Genomic DNA, 21,526 nt, shown 5'->3' with positions numbered 1-21,526 from the left:
GGGACATCCATGAAGCCCCACGTACGCCGCTGGCTGGCGCTGGCCGTGGCGCTGGCGAGCATGATCCCCCCGACGGCGGCGGTGGCCGCCGAGCCCGCCCCGGCCCCGCGCGGCGCCGGGGCGCTCGCCGTGGCCGACGACAAGGGCCCGGTCGGCTGGGACGTGTACCGCCGCCTCGACCGGCTGCCCGAGCTGGCCGCCGGCAGCCGCACCCGGCAGTTCTCCAGCTTCGCCCGCGACGGCTCGAACGACGACGGCTTCGTCGGCACCCACTCGTGCCTGCGCCAGTCCGGCGGCTGCGTCATCGCCGAGGACCGCGGAGCCGGCGAGGTGCAGTCGATCTGGTTCACCCGCGACGACGGCAACGTCAGCGCCACCGGCTGGATCCGCGTCGAGCTCGACGGCGTGACGGTCGTGGACACCAGCCTCCAGCGCCTGGTCGACGGCGGCCTCGGCCACCCGTTCGTGTGGCCGTTGGTGACGAACGCCGACCAGACCTCCGGCGGGGTCACGGTCAAGGTGCCCATGCCGTACCGCGAGTCCATGCGGATCACCACCCAGTTCAACCCGCTGTTCCACCACGTCACCTACCGCACGTTCGCCGACGCCGTCGGGGTGTCCAGGTTCGACCCCGCCGACCCCGCCACCGACGTGGTCGAGAAGCTGCGCGCCGCCGGCCAGCGCGACCCGAAGCCGAGCCAGCCCGGCGCGAGCACCAGGACCGCCCGCGTCGACGTCCCCGCGGGTGGGCAGGCGACGCTCGCCACGCTCACCGGTCCCGCCGCCGTCACGGCGCTGCGGCTGCGCCTGCCCGACGCCGCCGCCACCGCGTCGACGCTGTCGGGCCTGCGGCTGCGGATCACCTTCGACGGGCGCGCCACCGTCGACAGCCCGGTGGGCGAGTTCTTCGGCGCCGGGCTCGGCGAGCGCTCCGTGCGTTCGCTGATGTTCGCCATGGACTCCGCGCCGGGCGGCTGGTACAGCGCCTGGTGGCCGATGCCGTTCCGTTCCACCGCCACCGTGTCGGTGGCCAACACCACCGGCGCCGCCGTCACCGGCGTCCAGGCGGAGGTGACCAGCGCGCCGGGGGCCGCCTGGGCCTCGGCGCTCGCCGCCGACGGCGTAGCCGGCTACTTCACCACCCGGTCGCGCCGTGCGGAGACCGTGGGGGGCAGCGACTGGATCGTGGCCGACCAGGCCGGCCGGGGACGCTTCGTCGGGGTGTCGCAGACCGCCCGTGGGCACATCACCGGCGGCAACACCCGCAACTACCTGGAGGGCGACGAGCGCATCCACGTCGACGGCTCGCCCACGCCGCAGATCTACGGCACCGGCACCGAGGACTTCTACGAGTCCGGGTGGTACTTCAACCGGGGGGAGTACAGCGGCGTCTTCACCGGCAACACCGCCCACCTGTTGCGCTCCGGCGGCTGCGTCGACGAGTGCGACGCCATGTACCGGCTGATGATCGGCGACTCGGTGCCCTACGCCACGGCGCTGCGCTTCGGCATCGAGCACGGCCCGGCGAACGACATGCCGGCCGACTACGCCTCGACGGCCTTCCTCTACACCCAGCCGACGGTCGCCCTGCGCCGTACCGACACGCTGGTCACCGGCGACGCCGCCAGTCGCGCCGGGCACGCGTACACCGACTCCGGGACCCAGTACCCGCTGACCGCGCCGTACGAGGGCGACGACGACAACGTCCCCGTCGCCGGCCAGGTCCGCGCCGGCGGCGGCGCCGTCAGCTTCCGGCTCGCCGTCGACCCCGGCAACCAGGGCGTACGGCTGCGCCGGCACGGCGACCAGGCCGCCGCGTACCAGCAGGTCGCCGTCTCGGTCGACGGCCGGCCGGCCGGGGTGTGGCGGCAGCCGCTGGGCAACGACCGGCAGCGCTGGTCGGCCGACGAGTTCGTCCTCCCGGCCGCGCTGACCGCCGGCCGGTCGACGGTCACGCTCACCCTGACCCCGGCCGCCGGCGCCCCGGCGTGGACGGCGGCCCGCTACGAGGCCGACAGCATGGTCGCCCCCTTCCTCGACACCACCGCGCCGGGCGCGGTCGCCGGCCTCGGCCTGGCGGGCGGGCGGGTGCACGCCATCGGCCTGTCCTGGTCGCCCTCGCCCGACGACGTGGGCGTCGCCGGCTACCGGGTCTACGCCTCGCGCAACCCCGGCGTCGCGATCACCCCGACCAACCTGGTCGGCACGACCCGCGCGACCACCTTCCGGCACGGCCCGCTGCCGGCCGGGCAGACCCGCCACTACCGGGTCGTCGCGGTCGACGGCGCCGGCAACGCCTCCGCGCCGTCGGCCGAGGTGTCGGCCACCACCCGTACGCGCAACACCAGCGACGCCGACGGCGACCGCCGCGACGACGCCGTCGCGTTCACCCGGGGCGACACCGCCGACGTGACCACGTCCCTGTCGGACGGCACCCGGTTCGTGCCGGACGGCCGGAGGTGGAACGACTTCTTCGCCGTCGGCGAGGAGATCCCGCTCACCGGCGACGTCGACGGCGACGGCCGCGCGGACATCGTCACGTTCACCCGGGGCGACAGCGCCGACGTCTACGTGGGGCTGTCCACCGGCACGACGTACGCCGCCGGGGTCAAGTGGCACGACTTCTTCGCCACCGGCACGGAGATCCCCGCAGTCGGCGACGTGAACGGCGACGGGCGCGCGGACATCATCACCTTCACCCGGGGTGCGGCGGGCGACGTGTACGTGGCGCTGTCGACCGGCAGCGGCTTCGGCCCGGGCGTCAAGTGGCACGACCACTTCGCCCTCGGCAACGAGCTGCCGGCGGTGGGCGACGTCGACGGCGACGGCCGCGACGACGTGGTGACGTTCACCCGGGGCGCCACCGGCGACGCGTTCGTCTCCCTCTCCGACGGCACCCGGTTCGTCGAGGACGGCTGGAAGTGGCACGACTCGGTGGCGCTCGGCGACCAGCTGCCGGCGCTGGGTGACGTCGACGGCGACGGGCGCGACGACGTGGTGACGTTCACCCGCGGCACCACCGGCGACGTGTTCGTCTCCCTCTCCGACGGGACGCGGTTCGTCCCGCAGGCCGCCAGGTGGCACGACTGGTTCTCGGTGGGCGACGAACTGCCCGGCATCGGCGACTTCAACGGCGACGGAAGGGCGGACCTGGTGACGTACACCCGGGGGACCAGAGCGGACACGTACGTGGCGCTGTCGACCGGCGGCGGCTTCGGCGCCGGGGTCAGGTGGCACGACCAGTTCGCGCCCGGCACCGACCTGCCCCGCCCGAGCGTGTCGTGATGCGCGTGCCCCGGATGCTCGCGGTGCTCCTGCTCGGCGCCGCGCTGCTGACCGTGCCGGCCGTGCCGGCCGCCGCCGAGGACGTCGTACGGGCCGAGGCGGAGTCGCTGGCGGTGGTGTCGGCCACCGCCCCGGTCGAGGCGCAGTCGAACTGCTGCGGGGTCGCCTGGTCGGCCGGCCGCCAGCTGTGGCTGCGGGGCGCCCGGGCGGGGGACTCGGTCACCGTGACGCTGCCGTCGGTGCCGGCCGGGCAGTACGACATCGGCGCGGTGCTCACCCGCGCCGCCGACTACGGCACCCTGCGCTTCGCCGTCGACGGGGTGGCCGTCGGTCAGCTCTTCGACGGCTACGCCCCCACCGTGCGGCGCGTCGAGGCGGTGCCGCTGGGATCGGCCTCGCTCGCCGCCGGCAGCCACCGGCTGACGGTGACGGTGACCGGCCGCTCCGCTTCCTCGACCGGGTTCTTCGCGGGCCTGGACACGCTCACCCTGCGCCGCGTCGGCCCGCTGGCGGCGGTCACCACGACGGCGTACGAGACGGTGGGCGAGACGCCGGCGCGCGGGCCGCTGACCCGGGTCTACGACCCGGGCGTGGGGGAGCCGACGGCGTGGTACTACAACGACCACACGATCGTGCGCGACCAGCGGACCGGCCTGTGGCACGCCTTCGCCATCGCCCACGCCGAGCCGGGCGCGCCGCAGGACGAGAAGAGCTTCGGCCACGCCACGGCGCCCACGCCCACCGGGCCGTGGACGAAGCAACGACCGGCGCTGACGGCCGACCCGGCGCGGGGCGAACAGTGGATCTGGGCGCCCCACGTCGTCCACGACCAGGGCACCTACTACATGTTCTACGCGGCCGGCAGCCCCGACTACGCGAACTACCGCATGCACCTGGCCACCTCGACCGACCTGTTCACCTGGACCCGCAGCCCCGCCAACCCGCTGTTCACCGACGGCTGGGAGGCACGCGACCCGATGGTGACCCGCGTCGGCGACCGCTGGGTCATGTACTACACGGCCACCTCGAACCCGCAGGGCGGCAACCACGTCGTGGCCTACCGCACCAGCACCGACCTGCGCACGTGGAGCGGGCGGGGCGTGGCGTACGCGTCGCCGCACACCGGCCGGGCGGCCGGGCAGACGGAGTCGCCGTTCGTGGTGCGCCGGGGGGACTGGTGGTACCTCTTCGTCTGCTGCGACGGCACCGACTACGGCGCGGCGTACCGGCGCACGGCGGTCTACCGCAGCCGGGACCCCCTGCGCTTCGAGGGGGCGGAGAAGGTGACCGTGCTCGACGCGCACGCCGCCGAGGTCGTGGTGGACGGCGACACCTGGTACCTCAGCCACGCCGGCTGGGGCCAGGGCGGGCTGTGGCTCGCCCCGCTGACCTGGTCCACCCAGGTCGTCGCCCGGGGCTACCAGGTGAGCACCGGCTTCCTGCGCGCCGACGTACGCACCTGGCCGCACACCCGCATCGCGTCGCTGGCGGTCGACCCGGCCGGCGCCGGGGCGTACCGGCCGGCGCTGGACTCGTCGCACCGGGGGACAGGGCCCTACCTGGCGGTCGGACGCTTCGACGTCACCGACCGGGCGGGCCCGCCGGCGCGGGTGGACGTCTCCGCCGACGGCTCCCGGATCCACCTGGTCGGCATGCGCATGGGCGACGAGCCGGTCACCGCCGACTGGCTGCTGACGGTGGCGCCGCGCTGGACCGGGCCGGCGTTGCAGAGCGACGTCACCTGGTCGGTGACCGGCCCGACGACGGCGCCGGTGTGGGAGGTCGCGTTCAACGTCGACGGCGCCCTGCCGTCGGTGGGCGACCTCGCCGTGGCGGCCCGTCCGACCGGTGATGTGACCGGGATGCCGACGTGGTCGATGACCTCCGGGGCGAACCTGTCCCTCGTGGCCGCGCACCGCTGGGCCTCGGCGTGGCGCGGCGACAACACCTGGTACGACGCCGGTCACGCGATGGCGGCCTGGCAGCCGCTGTGGCGCAACGGGGGGATGGCGTGGCCGACGGGGTCGTACCCGGGCGGGACGTGGCGGTTCGCCGCCAGCGGGGTGGGGCGGGACACCGCGTTCGCCGAGACCGTGCACGCGGCGGTCAACGCGGTGCCCTGAGGGGGCGTTGACACCACTTCGACGCTCCTCTATGTTGCCAGAAATCGATTTCCGATCTCTCTCGGAGGCCCGCATGAGCGACCAGGTCGTCGTCGCCATGTCCGGCATCGCGAAGCGTTTCGGCGGCGTGCACGCCCTGCGCGGCGTGGACCTCGTCCTGCGCGCCGGCGAGGTGCACGCCCTGCTGGGGGAGAACGGGGCCGGCAAGTCCACCCTGATCAACATCCTGTCCGGCGTCGTCACCGACCACGACGGGCGGATCTCGATCGGCGGCGACCCCGTACGCTTCGCCGGCCCCGCCGCCGCCCAGGCCGCCGGCATCGCCACCATCCACCAGGAACTCGACCTCGTGCCGGCGCTCTCCGTCGCCGAGAACCTCGTACTCGGCCGGGAGCCGCGCACCCGGCTGCGGACGCTCGACCGGCGCGCCATGACCCGCACCGCCCGCGACTGGCTGGGCCCCCTCGGCGCCGAGATCGACCCGCGCCGGCCCGTCGGGTCGCTGCGCGTCGGCGAGCAGCAGCTCGTCGAGATCGCCAAGGCGCTCTCCCTCGACGCCCGCGTGCTCATCATGGACGAGCCGACCGCCGCGCTCGCCGACGCCGAGGTGCGGCGGCTGATGTCCACCATCCGCGCGCTGCGCGAGCGCGGCGTGGCCGTCGTCTACATCTCCCACCGGCTCGAGGAGATCGAGCACATCGCCGACCGGGCCACCGTCCTGCGCAACGGCGAGGTGGCCGGCACGCTGCGCCCGGACCGCGCCGACCGGCAGCGGATCATCACGCTGATGGTCGGCCGCCCGGCGCAGGCGCTGTTCGACGTCGGACCCGCCGACGCCGAGCGCCCCGCCGAGCCCCCGGTGCTCCAGGTCGACGACCTCGCCGTACGGCCCCGCGGCACCCGCCCCGGGCGCTGCGAACCCGCCGGCGTCAGCCTGACCGTCCGCGCCGGGGAGATCGTCGGCCTGGCGGGCCTGATGGGGGCGGGCCGCACCGAGCTGCTGGAGACGCTGTACGGCGCCGGCCCGCCCGGTCGCCGCAGCGGCCAGGTCCGGCTGGCCGGCCGCCCGTACGCCCCGCGCGGCCCCCGCGCCGCGCTGCGCGCCGGCGTCGGCTTCGTGCCGGAGGACCGTCGCCACTGCGCCCTGGTCCTCGAACACCCCGTCGGCCGCAGCATCGTGCTGGCCGCCCTGCGCCGGCTCACCACCGCCGGCTTCGTCCGCGCCGCGCGCGAGCGCGACGCCGTACGCCAGCAGGTCGCCGCCCTGGCGATCAGGACGTCGTCGGCCGCCGCGCCGGTCGGCTCGCTCTCCGGCGGCAACCAGCAGAAGGTCGTCTTCGCCCGGCACCTGCTGACCCGCCCCCGCCTGTTGCTGCTCGACGAGCCGACCCGGGGCGTCGACGTCGGCGCCAAGGCGGAGATCTACCGGCTGCTGCGCCGGCTAGCCGACGACGGCATGGGCATCCTGCTCGCCTCGTCGGAGCTGCCCGAGCTGACCGGCGTCTGCGACCGGATCGTGGTCCTGCGGCGCGGGCGGGCCGTCGCCGAACTGCCGGCCGACGGGTGCACCGGCGAGGACATCCTGACCGCGGCGATGGGCGGCGCGTCCGCCGGAGGAGACGACCGATGACCCACCTGGGCGCACCGGAGAAGGGGTCCGGCACGCCGGTGCCGGCCGGCGGCGGCACGGCCGATGGCGGCGACCGGTGGTGGCACCGCCCCGGCGGCCGGGGCGAGCTCGTCGAGCGGCTCTTCGCCGTGCAGAGCCTCTTCGCGCTACTGGTGGTGTTCGTGCTGGCCATCGCCGTCTCGCCCCGTCGCGACGGCGAGATCCTGTTCCTGTCCACGGAGAACCTCGGCAACATCGTCCGCGCGGTCTCCGAGATCGGGATCATCGCGGTCGGCATGACGTTCGTCGTCCTGCTCGGCGGCATCGACCTCTCCGTCGGCGCCATCCTCGGCCTGTCCGCCGTCGGCACCGCGACGCTGATGGTCGACTCGGGGCTCGGCATCCTCCCGGCGGTCACCGTCGTCCTGCTGATCGGCGCCCTCTTCGGCGCGTTGCAGGGCTACGCGACGGCCCGGCTCGGCATCCAGTCGTTCATCGTCACCCTCGCCGGACTCCAGGTCGCGCGTGGCCTCGCCCGGATCTGGTCGGGCGGGCTCGGCATCCCGATCGCCTACGGCGACGGCCCGCAGGAGGCGCCCCCGGCGTTCGAGATCCTCAACGGCACCATCAACGGCGTGGTGCCCGTCCCCGCGGTGCTGTTCCTCGGCATCGGCGTGGCCGCCATCGTCGTGCTGCGCAAGACCGCGTTCGCCCGCCACGTCTACGCCATCGGCGGCAACGAGAAGGCCGCCCGCCTCTCCGGCGTACCCGTGCTGCGCGTCAAGGTCGCGGTCTTCGCCATCGCGGGCCTGCTCGCCGCCGTCGCCGGCGTCATCCACGCCGGACAGCTCAACCAGGGCAGCCCCAACGACGGCGCCGGTTACGAACTCGATGCCATCGCCGCCGTGGTCATCGGCGGCACCAGCCTCGCCGGGGGCACCGGCTCGATGGGCGGCACCCTCGCCGGGGCGCTGCTGCTCGGCATCCTCAACAACATCCTCGCGCTCAACAACATCGACGCCAACGTGCAGCTACTGATCAAGGGACTGGTGATCGTGGCCGCCGCCGGGCTGCAGAAGCTCCGCCGCAGCATCGTCTGAACCGCCACCGAACAAGGAGCGTCATCATGCGCACCCGTACCGTCCTTCTCGCCCTGCTGTGCACCGGCGCGCTCGCCGCCTCCAGCGCGTGCAGCGTGGAGAAGCCGTCCGACGGCCGCGACGCCGCCGCCAGGAACTGCGGCACCGGCAAGGACTTCCTGATCGGCATGTCGCAGGCCAACAACGCCGAGCCCTACCGGCAGGTCATGAACAACGACGTGCAGACGGCGGCGAAGTCCGTCCCCGGGTTCAGCGTGGTGGTCTCCGACGCCGCGCAGGACAACAGCAAACAGGTCGCCGACGTGGAGAACTTCCTCACCCAGAAGATCGACCTGCTGATCATCTCGCCGAACGAGGCCAAGCCGCTGACCGCCGTGGTGCGCAAGGCGTACGACCGGGGGGTCCCGGTCATCGTGCTCGACCGCAAGGTGGAGGGCGAGGCGTACACGGCCTTCATCGGCGGGGACAACGTCGCGATCGGCAGGGCCGCCGGCGAGTTCTACGCCACGACGCTGCTGCCCGACGGTGGCAAGGTCATCGAGATCGCCGGGCTGCCCGGTTCCACGCCGGCGGCGGAACGCGCCCAGGGCTTCCGGGAGGGCATCGCGGCCAACCCGAAGATCGAGGTCGTCGCCAGCCAGCCGGGGGACTGGCTGCGGGAGAAGGGCCAGTCGGTGGCCGACGCGCTGCTCAAGGCCCACCCCGACGCCGTGGCCGTCTACGCCCACAACGACCCGATGGCCGAGGGCGCGTACCTGGCGGCGAAGGCGGCCGGGCTGCACACGAAGGTGAAGTTCACCGGCATCGACGCGCTTCCGGTGCCGTCGGGCGGCATCAAGGCCGTCGAGCAGGGCCGGCTCGCGGCGACCTTCCAGTACGCCACGGGTGGCCGGGAGGCCGTCGACCTGGCCCGCAGGATCCTCGTCGACTGCGCCGAGGACGTCCCGCGTACCACCACCCTCGACACGATGCGCGTCACGAAGGACAACGCCGCCGAGACGTACGCGAAGCTCGGCGGCGTCGCCTGAGCACCGACCCGGCACGGCCCGACGGGCCGGGACCGGACCTGGAGATCGGGGGATGGCTGGCATGACGGTGGCCGCGGTGCTCGGCGTCGACATCGGCACGTCCAGCAGCAAGGGCGTCCTGGTGGACCTGTCCGGGCGCGTGCTGCGCTGCGCGGTGCGGGAGCACCGGGTGGACCGGCCGCGACCGGGCTGGGTGGAGATGGACGGCCGCATCTGGTGGGACGAGTTCGTCGGCCTCACCCGTGAGCTGCTGGCCCCGCGCGACGCCCACGTGGTGTCGGTCGGGGCCAGCGGCATGGGGCCGTGCGTGCTGCTCACCGACGCCGCCGGCACGCCCCTGCGGCCGGCCATCCTCTACGGCGTGGACACCCGCTGCACGCCGCAGATCGCCCGGCTCACCGAGCGCTTCGGCGCCGACGAGATCCTGCGCCGGTGCGGCTCGGCGCTGTCGACCCAGGCGGCGGGGGCGAAGGTCGCCTGGGTCGCCGACGCCGAGCCGGAGCTGTTCGCCCGGGCCCGGCGGCTGTTCATGCCGAGTTCCTGGCTGGTGCACCAGCTGACCGGCGGCTACCTGCTCGACCAGCACTCGGCCAGCCAGTGCACCCCGCTGTACGACAGCGCGGCCCAGACCTGGCTCCGGCCGTGGGCCGACGAGATCGCCCCGGCGCTGGAGCTGCCCGAGCTGCGCTGGCCCGGCGACGTGGCCGGGACCGTCACCGACGGGGCCGCCGCGGTGACCGGGCTGGCACCGGGCACCCCGGTCGTGACCGGGACGATCGACGCCTGGTCCGAGGCGCTCAGCGTGGGCGCCCAGGGCGTCGGCGACCTGATGCTCATGTACGGCACCACGATGTTCCTCGTGCACACGGTGCCGCACGGGCTCACCAGCCCGTCGCTGTGGGGCACCGTCGGCGCGCTGCCGGGCACCCGCAACCTGGCCGGCGGCATGGCGACCTCCGGGGCGATAACCGGATGGCTGCGGGAGCTGTTCGACGCCGCCGACTACCCCGAGCTGCTCCGCCTGGCCGAGCGGTCCGGGCCGGGCGCGCGGGGGCTGCTGATGCTGCCGTACTTCGCCGGGGAGCGGACCCCCATCCTCGACCCCGACGCCCGTGGCGTGATCGCCGGCCTGACGCTCTCGCACGGGCGCGGCGACATCTACCGCGCGGCGCTGGAGGCGACCGGGCTGGCGGTGCGCCACAACATCGAGACCATCGAGGCGGCCGGCGGCGACATCCGGCGCGTCGTGGCGGTGGGCGGTGGCACCCGGGGCGAGCTCTGGACGCAGATCGTCTCGGACGTCACCGGCCGGGCGCAGCACGTCCCGTCGATCACCATCGGCGCCAGCTACGGTGCCGCGTACCTCGCCGCCGGGACGGTGCAGCCGGTCGACATCCACCGCTGGAACCCGATCCGGGAGGTCCGTGAGCCGCGAGCCGCGCTCGCCGCCGACTACGACGAGCTGTACGGGCTGTACCGGCAGCTGTACGCCGGATCGAAGTCCGTGGCCCACGCGTTGGCGGCCCGCCAGGCGCGCCTCGCGACCCCGCCCCAGCCAGGAACCGACGAGCCGATGGAGGAAGTCAACCCGTGAGCAACTACACCATGCCGGTGCTGGTCGAGCCGCCGGCCGCCGCCCCCCGGACGGTCTACACCGTCGCCAGCGGCGACCTGCGGCCCGCCGCGAACGTCACCGGTTGGCCGACCCAGCAACGCCTCGAGTCGGACCTCGCGGCCGCCGTCGCCGCCCTGGGCTGGCAGACCCGGCGGGCCCACCCGGTCGACGACCGCGCCGGTCACGGCTTCATCGACAGCCAGCGCGCCGGCATCGAGGTCTTCCAGCAGATCCCCCTCGACGCCCCGCTCGTCGTCGTGGAGGCGGTGTGGCAGTACAGCCACCACGTGCTGGCCGGGCTGCGCGCCCACCGGGGCCCGATCCTGCTCGTGGCGAACTGGAGCGGCGAGTTTCCGGGCCTGGTGGGCCTGCTGAACCTCGCCGGCAGCCTCACCAAGGCGGGCGTGCGGTACTCGGCGCTGTGGAGCGAGGACTTCACCGACGAGTGGGCCCGCGACGGACTGAAGGCCTGGCTGGAGACCGGCGAGGTGGTCCACGACGAGAGCCACGTACGGGACCTGCCGCCGCTGCCGTTCGACCCCGAGGTCGCGCTCGGCGTGGCGCTGGCCCGGCAGCTCCGGCGCCGGCCGGCCGTCATCGGCGTCTTCGACGAGGGCTGCATGGGCATGTACAACGCGATCATCGACGACGAGTTGCTCAACCCGCTCGGCGTCTACAAGGAACGGCTGTCGCAGAGCGCGCTGGTGGCGGAGATGTCGCGGGTGTCCGACGAGGAGGCGCAGGCGGTGCGGGCGTGGCTCGACGCCGCCGGGATGACCTTCCACACCGGCACGGACGAGGCCACCGAACTGACCGACGCCCAACTGCTCAGCCAGTTCAAGATGTACGTCGCCGCGCTGCGCATCGCCGACGACTTCGGCCTGGACGCGGTCGGCATCCAGTACCAGCAGGGGCTCAAGGACACGGTGCCGGCGAGCGACCTGGCCGAGGGGCTGCTCAACGACGTGTCCCGGCCGCCGGTGACCAGCCGGGACGGCTCGCGCGAGCTGTATGCGGGACGTGCCCTGCCGCACTTCAACGAGGTCGACGAGGGCGTCGCGGTGGATTCGCTGGTCACGAACCGGATCTGGACCGCGATGGGGATGGACCCGGCCACCACCCTGCACGACATCCGCTGGGGCGAGTCGTACGGGCCGGACTTCGTCTGGGTGTTCGAGATCTCCGGCTCGGTGCCCGCCTCGCACAACGGCGGCTACGACCGGTCGTACAGCATGCGGCAGCCGCCGATGTACTTCCCGCTGGGCGGCGGCACCCTCAGCGGTGTCTCCCGACCGGGCGAGATCGTCTGGTCGCGGATCTTCATCATGGACGGCGTGCTGCACGCCGACCTGGGCCGGGGCACCGTGGTGGAGCTGCCGGCCGCCGAGACGCAGCGTCGGCTGCGGGCCACCACCCCGCAGTGGCCGATCATGCACGCCGTCCTGCACGGCGTGGGCCGCGACCAGTTGATGGCCCGGCACAGGGCCAACCACGTCAACGTGGTCTACGCCGACGACGCCGACGCCGCCGACCGCGCCCTGCGGGTCAAGGCCGCGATGCTCGACGCGCTCGGGGTGCGGGTGCACCTGTGCGGCGACGTGTCGCTGTGATCCCGGGCGCCCGGCGGCGCGGGTTCAGCGGGCTCGGGCGGGCAGCCCGCCCCGCTCGGCGGTGGGCTGCCCGCCCGGCTCACCCGGCGGGCGGACCGAGCTCTCGCGTACCCGCAGGGTGGTCCGCAGGGTGACGGTCGAGGCGGCCTTCGCGGGGTTGGCGATCCGCTCGGTGAGCAGCGAGGCCGCGGCCCGCCCCAGGTCGTACGTGGGCTGCGCGACCGTGCTCAGCGAGGGGCGCACCAGGTGGGCCCAGGGGATGTCGTCGAACCCCACCACGCCGCACCGGGCGGGCACGGCGACACCCCTGTCGACCAGGCACTTTATCGCGCCCACGGTCATCAGGTTGTTGGTGACGAAGACCGCGTCCGGCGGCTCGGCCGCGCCCAGCAGGGACGCCATGGCCCGGTAGCCGCCGTCCTCGCGGAAGTCGGCGTAGCGGACCATGTCCTCCGGCACGCTCCGGCCGGCCGCGCGCAGGGCCTGCTGGTAGCCGCGCAGCCGTTGCACGGCGGTGGAGATCCGGCGCGGCCCCGTGATGCAGGCGATCCGTCGGTAGCCGCCGTCGACCAGGTGGGCGGTGGCCGTCTCGGCGCCGTGGACGTTGTCGACCAGGACGGTGTCCACGGCCACCCCGTGGGGCTGCCGGTCGATGGCCACGACCGGCATCCCGGCCTCGGTGAGCCGGTTGATCAGGGCCGGTCCCGACGGCGAGATGATCACCCCGGCCATGCGTTCGGCCAGGGCCGCCGTCACGTAGCGGGTCTCCTTGTCGGGGTCCTCGTCGCCGTTGCAGAGCACGACGGAGAAGCCGGCCTCCTGCGCCACGTCCTCGATGCCGCGCACCAGCGAGGTGAAGAACGGGTTGCCGATGTCGGAGATGATGACCGCCCAGAGGCTGGTGCGCTGCCGGCGCAGGCTGCGGGCCACCGCGTTGGGCCGGTAGTCCAGGTCGAGCATCGCCTGGCGTACCCGCGCCGCCAGGTCCGGATCCACCGACGAGTGGCCGTTGAGCACCCTGGACACCGTCGACGCCGAGACCTCGGCCACCCGAGCCACGTCGTAGATGGTCGTCATGTGGCCGCCCCTGTCGGTGTCGTACGCTCGGTCCCGCGTCGGCCCCGGAGGCGGCCACACGCGCGAGCGCCACCGTGCGTCGCGACCCGCCGTCCGAGAGTGTCCGCCTGAGATCCTATAGGGCAGGCAATCGATTTCTCCGCACCGTCCCAGCCCCGCCCGCCGACGGCGGAACCCGGCCCGCCAGCGGCACCCCGCCGCGCGCCGGGGCGGTGGCGTGCACCGTGCAGAGTGGGGATGCCCGCACCGGCGCGGATGTCCGGCAGCGGTCGGGCCGGGCTCCTGCCGGGGGCGCTCGGTGTCGTGGGGAGGAGCGGAACGTGACGTCAGGCGAGGCGAGTGATCTGTCGCGGGACACCGCCCGGACCATCGGGCTGGCGAGCCGGATCCTGCTGGCCTACTTCGACGACGACATGGTCCAGGTGGCGGCCCTGGTCAACCCCCGCCCGCAGGAGGCCGTCGAGGCGCTGATCGTCCTGGCCCAGTCGGCGATGGTGCAGGCCACCGGTGGGCCGGACGAGGCGATGACGAAGCTGCGCGAGTTCGCCGTACGGGCCGAGATCGAGCTGGGTGAGTGCTACCCGGACCGACGCGTCGATCCGGGTAGCACTCCGCTCACGCGCGGGTGATGCGTACGGCGTCGGCGACCACGTAGCCGCTGCCACTGGTCCAGCGGCTCACCCCGACCTTGTTGGCGTCGCCGGCCGCGAGGGTGAACACGCCGATCGACACCCACCGACCGCCGTTGACGCGCTGGTCGACCGGCACCGTCCGGTTGCCCGAGGCGGTGGCGACGATGTACGGCGTCTGGCCGTTGTACCCGGGATCGGCCGGGTACCAGACCGAGATCTCGTACGCCCCCGTCTCCGGGATGTTCGCCCGGTACCAGGCGACGTCGCTGGCCGACGTCGGGTTCGCGAAGCGGTAGTCCGTGCCGAACCGGCTGCCGGAGTACGCCGACGTGCTCCAGTTGGTGCTCGCCGTGAACCGGCCCGACGTGGTGTTGTCGACGGTGGTGCTCCACTGCTGCGGGGGTGGCTGCTGGGACGTGCTGACGTCCAGGTAGTTGCGGTCGATCTTCATCGTCACGCCGCCCCAGGTCTCCGTCACGTCGCCGGCGTACTGGTGCAGCCGCTGGTGGTTGGCGTAGTAGGCGTCGGAGCAGTAGCTCCCGGCGTCGGTGTCGGCCACGCCGTTCCACCAGGCGATCCAGATCTGGTCCAGCCTGGTGTAGCTCGCGTTGTTGTACTCCAGGCAGACGTCCCGGATCCCTGAGGATCCGCTGGAGTACATGCCGGCCAGGTAGCCCCGGGTGTGCAACCGGTCGACCCAGCCGGACAGGAACGACAGCACCGCGGCGCGGCACGCCGTGGTGGTCGGGTAGTGCTCGATGTCGTTGTAGATGGTGCTGCCGGCGCCGATGCCCAACGCCTGCGCGGCGTTGGCGGCGCTGTCGGCGGCGGTGCGGCCCTGCGAGCGCGCGGTGGCGGGGTCGGCGGACATCTTCGGCGCGCGGGTGCCGCAGGGCGCCTGGTAGCCGAGTTCGATGGGGATGAGCCGCCAGCCGTTGGCGGTCTGGTTGCTGACCCAGGTCGCCGTCAGGTTGGGCTGTGCGCAGGTGCGGCTGGCACCGCTGATGTAGATGCCCACCGCGCGATACGGCGAGCTGGCCCGCCAGGCGTTCATCGCCGACTGCGACGGGGCGGCGCAGGTGTCGAAGCCCTTACCGACGAAGGTGCCGGGCTGCGGACCGACGGCCGACACCGCCACGGGCTGCGGCTGCGGCGGTGGGGCCGGCGTCGACTCCGCCGCGGCCGCCGATCCGAGCGCGGTGGTGAGCGCCGCCGTGGTGGCGAGGCTCATCAGCCAGGTGGTGGTCCTCTTCATCCGGTCTCCCTCGAAGAATTTTTACACGAGGATGAAATCAGTGAAGAACTTTTACACAGCGGATCGACGGTTGGCAATAGTGTCGATCGATGGGCGTGCCGGTCACCAGGCGCAGGGCGCGTAGTCCTTCAGGAAGCAGCCGTACAGGTCCTCGCCCTGCTCGCCACGGACGATCGGGTCGTACACCCGGGCCGCGCCGTCGACCAGGTCCAGCGGGGCGTGGAAGCCGGCGTCCGCCAGCCGCATCTTCGTCGGGTGCGGACGCTCGTCGGTGATCCAGCCGGTGTCGACGCTGGTCATCAGGATGCCGTCGGTCAGCATCTCCTGGGCGCTGGTGCGGGTCAGCATGTTCAGCGCCGCCTTGGCCATGTTGGTGTGCGGGTGCCCCGGGCCCTTGTAGCCGCGGCCGAACTGGCCCTCCATCGCCGAGACGTTCACGACGTACTTGCGGCGCGCCGGTGCCGCGGCCATCGCCGCCCGCAGGCGGCTGACCAGCACGAACGGGGCCGTCACGTTGCACAGCTGCACTTCCAGCAGCTCCACCGGGTCCACCTCCTGCACCCGCTGCACCCAGCTGTTGACCGGGTCGAGGTCCGGCACCAGGCCGCCGGCGTCGATGGCGGTGGCCGCCGCGATCCGTTCCGGCGAGGCGGAGCCGCTGGTCAGCGCGAGCGCCGTGAGCGCGTACGGGGTGAGCGGGGTCGACTGCGGCCCGGCGGTCAGGCTGCCCGCCGGGTCGCTCCCGCCGGCCGGCTTGGCGAACGTGACGATCTCCGGCAGGGGACCGTCCGGCAGGGCCGCGGCCTCCGCGGCGACGAGCTGCGCGTACGCCCCGGGGCTGCGCCGCACGGTCTGCGCCGCGTTGTTGATCAGGATGTCGAGCGGGCCCTGGCTGCTGACCGAGTCGGCGAGCGCGATCACCTGGGCGGGATCGCGCAGGTCGATCCCGACGACCCGCAGCCGGTGCAGCCACTCCGCGCTGTCGGGCATCGCCGCGAACCGGCGCACCGCGTCGTGCGGGAACCGGGTGGTGACCGTGGTGTGCGCGCCGTCGCGCAGCAGCCGCAGCGCGATGTACATGCCGATCTTGGCTCGGCCGCCGGTGAGCAGCGCCCGCCGCCCGGTCAGGTTGGTGCGGGCGTCGCGGCGCTCCCGGTTGAGTGCCGCGCAGGTCGGGCAGAGCTGGTGGTAGAAGGCGTCCACCTCGTGGTAGCGCTGCTTGCAGACGTAGCAGCCGCGCGGGTTGTGCAGGAAGCCGGCCGTGGTGCCCTCGGTGGGGGAGGCGAGCGGGATCCCCTGGGTCTCGTCGTCGATCCGGCCCGGGGCGCCGGTGGCGGTGGCGGCCGTCACCGCGCGGTCCGCCGCCGCGATCGCGTCGCGCCGCTCCTCGCGCCGGCGCTGCTTGATCACCTTGTAGAGCCTCGCCGTGGCCCGCTGCACGCGCACCACGTCGGGGTGATCGGGAGGAAGGTCCTCCAACGCCTCGAAGACGCTGAGACAGATCTCCAGCCGGCCCTGGTCGATGCCGTCTTGACCGGTTTCGGTAATTTTGTCCGCCGCCATGCCGTCGCTGTCTCGTCCCGTTTCCGCGCCGTGTCTTCCCGGCCCACGCCAAGTCCGACCCGGAACTGTACGTCACCGCACGGATGTCGGCGCATCCCGCGCCCGTCGACCGGCCCGGGACACACCCTCGGCAACGCGGCCCGAGGAACAGGCGGTGGACCCGACCCCACGCGTGTGCGTGATCGGCGTCCCCGACCCGCCGGCGAGTCGGGGCCCTCGCCGGCGACGTCCGGCGCGGCGGGACCCGGCAGGCGTCCGTGCCTCAGCCCAGGCCGGCGTCGTCGGCCCGTCGACCCGATCCGACCCCGTGCAGGTGCCCCAGCACCTGGCGCCACGAACGCGTCAGGCTGGTCTCGTGGTAGGGAACGTCGTGGTCGGCGCAGAACTGGCGGACCAGTGGCCGGGCGTGCCGGAGGTTGGGGCGCGGCATGCTGGGGAAGAGGTGGTGCTCGATCTGATAGTTCAGGCCGCCGAGCAGGGCGTCGATGAACCAGTTGCCGCGCACGTTGCGGGAGGTGAGCACCTGGCGTCGGAGGTAGTCGAGCCGGTCGTCGGCGGCGAGGATCGGCATGCCCTTGTGGTTGGGCGCGAAGGCGCTGCCGAGGTAGAGCCCGAGCAGGCCCTGGTTGACGAGGACGAACGCGACGGCCTGCGCCGGGCTCAGCACGAGCAGCACGGCCCCGAGGTATCCGACGACGTGCAGGGCCAGCAGCGCGGCCTCCACGGGGCGTCGCCTGAGCCGACCCGGGCCGACGACCGCCTTGACGCTGTTGGCGTGCAGGTGCAGGCCCTCCAGCAGCAGCAGCGGAAAGAACAGGTACGCCTGGTACCGGACCACCACCGCGCCCGGCCCGCGCTGCCCCCGCGCCTGCTCCCGGGTGAACGACAGCGGCCGGACGACGATGTCCGGGTCGTGCCCCTCGGTGTTGGGGTGCGCGTGATGGCGGTTGTGCTTGTCGATCCACCAGCCGTAACTGAGGCCGATCAGGAGATTGCCGTGCACCAGGCCGACCAGGTCGTTGGCGCGGCGGGTACGGAAGATCTGGCGGTGACCGGCGTCGTGACCGATGAACCCGGCCTGCGCGAAGACCACCGCCAGGGCGGCTGCGACGCCCAGTTGCCACCACGACTCACCGAGCCACCCGAACAGCGTCCACGCGCCGACGTAGCACCCGCCGAGGGCGCCGATGCGCAGCGCGTAGTAACGACGCCGGCGATCGAGCAGGCCCGCGCGCCGGATCACGCGCGACAGCTCCGCGTACTGGCTGCCACCGTGGCGTTGGGTGTCGAGGGTGGCGTCGCTCATGGTCGACGCTCGTTCTGACGCATCGTCACGACGAGACCAACGGTGGTGGCGACGACCACGACCAGGAGAGGGTGTCGGCGGGCGACCGATCCAATCCCGCCCAGCGTCGCTTCGATGTCCGCACGGGTGCGATCCGGGTCGCTGCTCGCGTTCGGGGTCATCGCCCTCGTCCCTCCCTGGCCGTCTGCCGCACCGGCTCCGCGCCCGCGCACGCTGTGCAGCGTCGACTCCGGCTTGACGGGCATCGTCTGCTTCACCTGCTTCTTTCCGAACAGCACGAGCAGCCCGGCCATCGCGGAGAGAGCCACCGCGACGACGAGCGTGGCCACCCACGCCGGCATGAACCCGGCGAGGACCAGGACGAGCGCGGCGACGAGCGTTCCCGTCCGGAACAGCGCCATTGCGCCCGCGCCGCCGACCATCGCGGCGCCGGAGCCGGCGCGTCTACCGTGGCGGTCAACTCCGCCCGGGCGCCGCTGGACGGGTCACTCATCCGCCGTCACTTCCACGAGCAGTTCGGCACGTCGCGCCGGGGCGCGTTCGTCCAGGGCCGTCGGGCGGGCGCCGCCTGGTCACGCCGGGCCGGCGCGGTGCCTGCCTGGTCGCGGGGCGGCGCTCCCCGTCCTCACCGCGCTGCGGCTGCCGATGACGCCGTCTGCTTGTCCCGGCCGGCAGCGCCGCCGGGCACCGGCATCCCGACCGTGCTCGCGTCGGCGAACGCGCCGTCGCGCAGGGCAGGAAGATCGCCGCCCATCGTGTCGCCCACGGCGCGACGGCGCCGAGCCCGTACGACGGCCGCCGCCGCCACCACCGCTGCCAGGGACATCGCCGCCGCCTGCATCAGCGGGACCCTTCTGCTACGTCGACGTCTCATGCCGCACTACCCCTCTCGGTTGGAATCCGACCTCGTTCCCATCGTGGAGACAGCGCAGGGGCGGTGGGTGGCGATTCGGCGCATTCGACACGGTCGGGGCATTCGGGTCGGGGATGCGCTGCGGGCCGGGGATGCGCTGCGGGCCGGGGACGGTCCGCGCGGCATGCCGGCACGGAGCCGGGCAAGGGACTGCTTCAGCAGCCGTGACACGTGCATCTGCGACAGCTCGCACCGCTCGGCGATCAGCTTCTGGGTCAGCTGGCCGTGGAACCGCAGCGTCAGGATCCGACGCTCCCGCGGCGGAAGGTCTGCCAGGAGCGACCGCAGAACGAGGTGATCGTCCACCCGGGCGAAGGCGGGGTCGACGGCACCGATGAGCGCGAGCGTCCCGAGGTCGTCGGTTTCGTGACGCGGCGCGTCGAGCGACATCAGCCGGTAGGCCTGCGCCGCGAGGGCGGTGGCCTGGATCTCCTCGACGCGCACCTCAAGGTGGTCGGCAAGTTCGGCGGCACTCGGATGGTGGCCCCGCGACTGTGTCAACTCCGCCGTGACGGCGCGCATCCTGCCGTTCAGCTCCTGGGCCCGGCGCGGTACCCGCATCGCCCACGTGGTGTCGCGGAAGTGCCGACGCAGGGCACCGAAAATGCTCGGGACCGCGTAGCCGGAGAAGGGAACGCCTCGCTCGACGTCGAACCCGTCGACCGCTCTGACCAGGGCCAGCGCCGCAACCTGCGCCAGGTCGTCGTACGGCTCGCCGCGTCCGGCGTACCGGTGGGCCAGCCATCGGCAGGCCGTTCTCGATGATCCGGGCCCGGAGCCTCGCGCGACCGGGATCGTCGTGGTCCAACGCGGCGAGGCGGCGCAGCGACTGCTCGCGGCTGTCCGGCACGTCGAACAGGCGAGGACGGAGAACGGCTGGGGGCATGGCCCTGCGGTCCGGCGGATCGCGCCGCCACCGCTCTGGTCGGCTTCCGCCTGTGCCGGTCCACGAAGCGCCGTTTCGAATGGAGCGCGGCCGGCTGCGGGATCGGGCTCAGGAGAGGGCGCGTCCGGTCGACGTGAGGATCGTTGCGGGTCTGCGCTCACTGGTCGGCCTGGCGTCCCGCCGGTCGATGCGTGGCGACGATTTCTAAACTTATGGGAGCATTGAGCCCATGAATATGCAAAAGTCCGATCTACCAATATTTGCACTTGTGTGGCTCCCGGCCCGCTGTTCCGACAGCGCCGGCCGGAGACGCACCATGAGAGGGCCTCATCGTGACAGTCACCCGAATCCGTCATCTCCGGCGCGCGGCAATGCCGGCGCTCGCGGCCGTCGCCGCCGCCAGCGCGGCCGTCGTCGTGCTGATCGTCAGTGGCACCGGTGCCAGCGCCGCTGAGGCGCCGGTCGGCCTGGGCACAGCGGCGAACTTCTCCGTACTGGCCGGCTCCACCGTGACCAACACCGGTCCGAGCTTCCTGGCGCAGAGCCTCGGCGTCCACCCCGGCAACACCGCGCCCGGCTTCCCGCCCGGCGTCGTCGGCGGCGAGATCCACCTCGGTGACGCCGTCGCACTGCAGGCCAAGGACGACCTGACCACCGCGTACAACGACGCCGCCGGCCGGACTCCCTTCACCAACCGGCCGTCGGAACTCGGCGGCGCCACGCTCACCCCGGGGGTGTACCGCATCGGCGCCGCGCAACTGACCGGCCAGCTGACGCTCAACAGCCAGGGCGACCCGGCGGCGGTGTTCATCTTCCAGATCGCCTCCACCCTCATCACCGCCTCCAACAGCAGCGTCGTGTTCATCAACGGCGCCTCGCCCTGCAACGTCTACTGGCAGGTGGGCAGCTCGGCGACGCTCGGCACCGGAACCCGGTTCATGGGCAACATCCTGGCCCAGACCTCGATCAGCATGAACACCGGCGCGACCCTGCAGGGCCGGGCCCTGGCCCGGACCGGCGCCGTCACCCTCGACACCAACACCATCAACGCCCCCGTCTGCCTCCAGCCGACAGGAAGCCCGACCACCACCCCCACGGGCACGCCGACGGGCCAGCCCACCGGCACTCCGACGGGCACGCCGACCGGTACCCCTACCGGCACTCCGACGGGCACGCCGACCGGCACCCCGACCGGACAGCCCACCGGAAGCCCCACCGGCTCTCCGACCGGACAGCCCACGGGAACCCCGACCGGGTTCCCGACCCCGAGCCGCACGCAGCTGCCGGTGACCGGTGGTAGCGGCGGTGGCGCGCTGGTCCCCGTGCTGACGGGCCTCGGCAGCCTCGCCGTCGCCACCGGCGCGAGCCTGCTCTTCCTCTACCGCCGCAGGACCTCCTAGGCCTGACGGGGTGGGCCCCGGCGGCCGGTCATCGGCCGCCGGGGCCCGCACCGCTAGGGCACGAGTCTTCCGTCACCCGACGGCACCTTCCACAAAGGTGCCGTCGGGTGACGGCTTCGTGAGA

At 73.3% G+C, this 21,526-nt stretch carries 15 protein-coding genes and 1 pseudogene; 9 read left to right on the top strand and 7 right to left on the bottom strand.

All coding sequences use genetic code 11. The annotated features are described in order from the left end of the window. Positions 1-9: 9 nt before the first annotated feature. The 7 genes from GA0070610_RS14125 to GA0070610_RS14095 all read left to right on the top strand — a co-directional run bounded on the left by GA0070610_RS14125 (position 10) and on the right by GA0070610_RS14095 (position 12,370). On the top strand, positions 10-3,285 hold the full coding sequence (locus GA0070610_RS14125; RefSeq protein ID WP_089000470.1) for a DUF2961 domain-containing protein: 3,276 nt from the start codon (positions 10-12) through the stop codon (positions 3,283-3,285). Further along, a complete protein-coding gene (locus GA0070610_RS14120) occupies positions 3,285-5,408 on the top strand; it encodes a family 43 glycosylhydrolase (RefSeq protein ID WP_089000469.1) in 2,124 nt (707 codons plus the stop codon). The genes GA0070610_RS14125 and GA0070610_RS14120 overlap by 1 nt, the downstream gene beginning before the upstream one ends. A 73-nt stretch (positions 5,409-5,481) precedes the next feature. Next, positions 5,482-7,038, top strand: coding sequence for a sugar ABC transporter ATP-binding protein (locus tag GA0070610_RS14115; RefSeq protein WP_089000468.1), 1,557 nt, complete (start codon positions 5,482-5,484; stop codon positions 7,036-7,038). Further along, complete coding sequence (locus tag GA0070610_RS14110) at positions 7,035-8,117, top strand: ABC transporter permease (RefSeq protein WP_231926113.1); 1,083 nt, start codon at positions 7,035-7,037, stop codon at positions 8,115-8,117. The genes GA0070610_RS14115 and GA0070610_RS14110 overlap by 4 nt, the downstream gene beginning before the upstream one ends. Before the next feature lie 26 nt (positions 8,118-8,143). Beyond that, positions 8,144-9,145, top strand: coding sequence for a substrate-binding domain-containing protein (locus GA0070610_RS14105; RefSeq protein WP_089000467.1), 1,002 nt, complete (start codon positions 8,144-8,146; stop codon positions 9,143-9,145). Between the two features lie 61 nt (positions 9,146-9,206). Beyond that, entirely contained in the window at positions 9,207-10,739 is a 1,533-nt protein-coding gene (locus GA0070610_RS14100; RefSeq protein ID WP_089000466.1) for an FGGY-family carbohydrate kinase, read from the top strand. Then, entirely contained in the window at positions 10,736-12,370 is a 1,635-nt protein-coding gene (locus tag GA0070610_RS14095) for a fucose isomerase (protein ID WP_089000465.1), read from the top strand. Before GA0070610_RS14100 ends, GA0070610_RS14095 begins: the two co-directional genes overlap by 4 nt. A gap of 24 nt (positions 12,371-12,394) precedes the next feature. Here GA0070610_RS14095 and GA0070610_RS14090 read toward each other — a convergent pair whose 3' ends face one another. Further along, positions 12,395-13,447, bottom strand: coding sequence for a LacI family DNA-binding transcriptional regulator (locus tag GA0070610_RS14090; protein WP_089000464.1), 1,053 nt, complete (start codon positions 13,445-13,447; stop codon positions 12,395-12,397). Positions 13,448-13,767: 320 nt separating this feature from the next. On the opposite strand from GA0070610_RS14090, the gene GA0070610_RS14085 reads away from it, so the two are divergent. Beyond that, positions 13,768-14,076: a hypothetical protein gene (locus tag GA0070610_RS14085; protein ID WP_089000463.1), complete on the top strand. Its 309-nt coding sequence runs from the start codon at positions 13,768-13,770 to the stop codon at positions 14,074-14,076. Here the strand turns inward: GA0070610_RS14085 and GA0070610_RS14080 are convergent. From GA0070610_RS14080 to GA0070610_RS31950, 6 genes and pseudogenes are all read right to left on the bottom strand, one after another. Next, the gene (locus GA0070610_RS14080; protein WP_089000462.1) at positions 14,063-15,334 is read right to left on the bottom strand and encodes a glycoside hydrolase domain-containing protein; all 1,272 of its coding nucleotides are present in this window, start codon (positions 15,332-15,334) and stop codon (positions 14,063-14,065) included. The two genes, GA0070610_RS14085 and GA0070610_RS14080, sit on opposite strands and share 14 nt — an antisense overlap. Positions 15,335-15,436: 102 nt before the next feature. Beyond that, a complete protein-coding gene (locus GA0070610_RS14075; RefSeq protein WP_089000461.1) occupies positions 15,437-16,897 on the bottom strand; it encodes an SDR family NAD(P)-dependent oxidoreductase in 1,461 nt (486 codons plus the stop codon). A 262-nt stretch (positions 16,898-17,159) separates the two neighbouring features. After that, positions 17,160-18,203 carry a fatty acid desaturase family protein gene (locus GA0070610_RS14070; protein WP_089000460.1) on the bottom strand — a complete coding sequence of 348 codons (1,044 nt, stop codon included), beginning with the start codon at positions 18,201-18,203 and terminating at the stop codon, positions 17,160-17,162. Continuing rightward, positions 18,200-18,646 (bottom strand): annotated as a pseudogene (locus tag GA0070610_RS14065) (phage holin family protein); the annotation flags it as partial. The pseudogene GA0070610_RS14065 and the gene GA0070610_RS14070, both read right to left, overlap by 4 nt. 182 nt (positions 18,647-18,828) lie before the next feature. Further along, positions 18,829-19,044 (bottom strand): hypothetical protein, encoded by a 216-nt coding sequence (locus tag GA0070610_RS14060; RefSeq protein WP_089000458.1) that lies wholly within the window; start codon positions 19,042-19,044, stop codon positions 18,829-18,831. Positions 19,045-19,083: 39 nt separating this feature from the next. Next, entirely contained in the window at positions 19,084-20,358 is a 1,275-nt protein-coding gene (locus GA0070610_RS31950) for a sigma-70 family RNA polymerase sigma factor (RefSeq protein WP_392567303.1), read from the bottom strand. Here GA0070610_RS31950 and GA0070610_RS14050 point away from each other — a divergent pair. Beyond that, on the top strand, positions 20,335-21,402 hold the full coding sequence (locus tag GA0070610_RS14050; RefSeq protein WP_231926110.1) for an ice-binding family protein: 1,068 nt from the start codon (positions 20,335-20,337) through the stop codon (positions 21,400-21,402). The genes GA0070610_RS31950 and GA0070610_RS14050 overlap by 24 nt on opposite strands. Positions 21,403-21,526 lie beyond the last annotated feature (124 nt).

The sequence above is a fragment of the Micromonospora echinofusca genome, from assembly GCF_900091445.1.
GTDB classification, from domain to species: Bacteria; Actinomycetota; Actinomycetes; order Mycobacteriales; family Micromonosporaceae; genus Micromonospora; species Micromonospora echinofusca.
The sequence above is the reverse complement of the archived record's forward strand: the minus strand, read 5'-3'. Positions and strand labels throughout refer to the sequence as shown.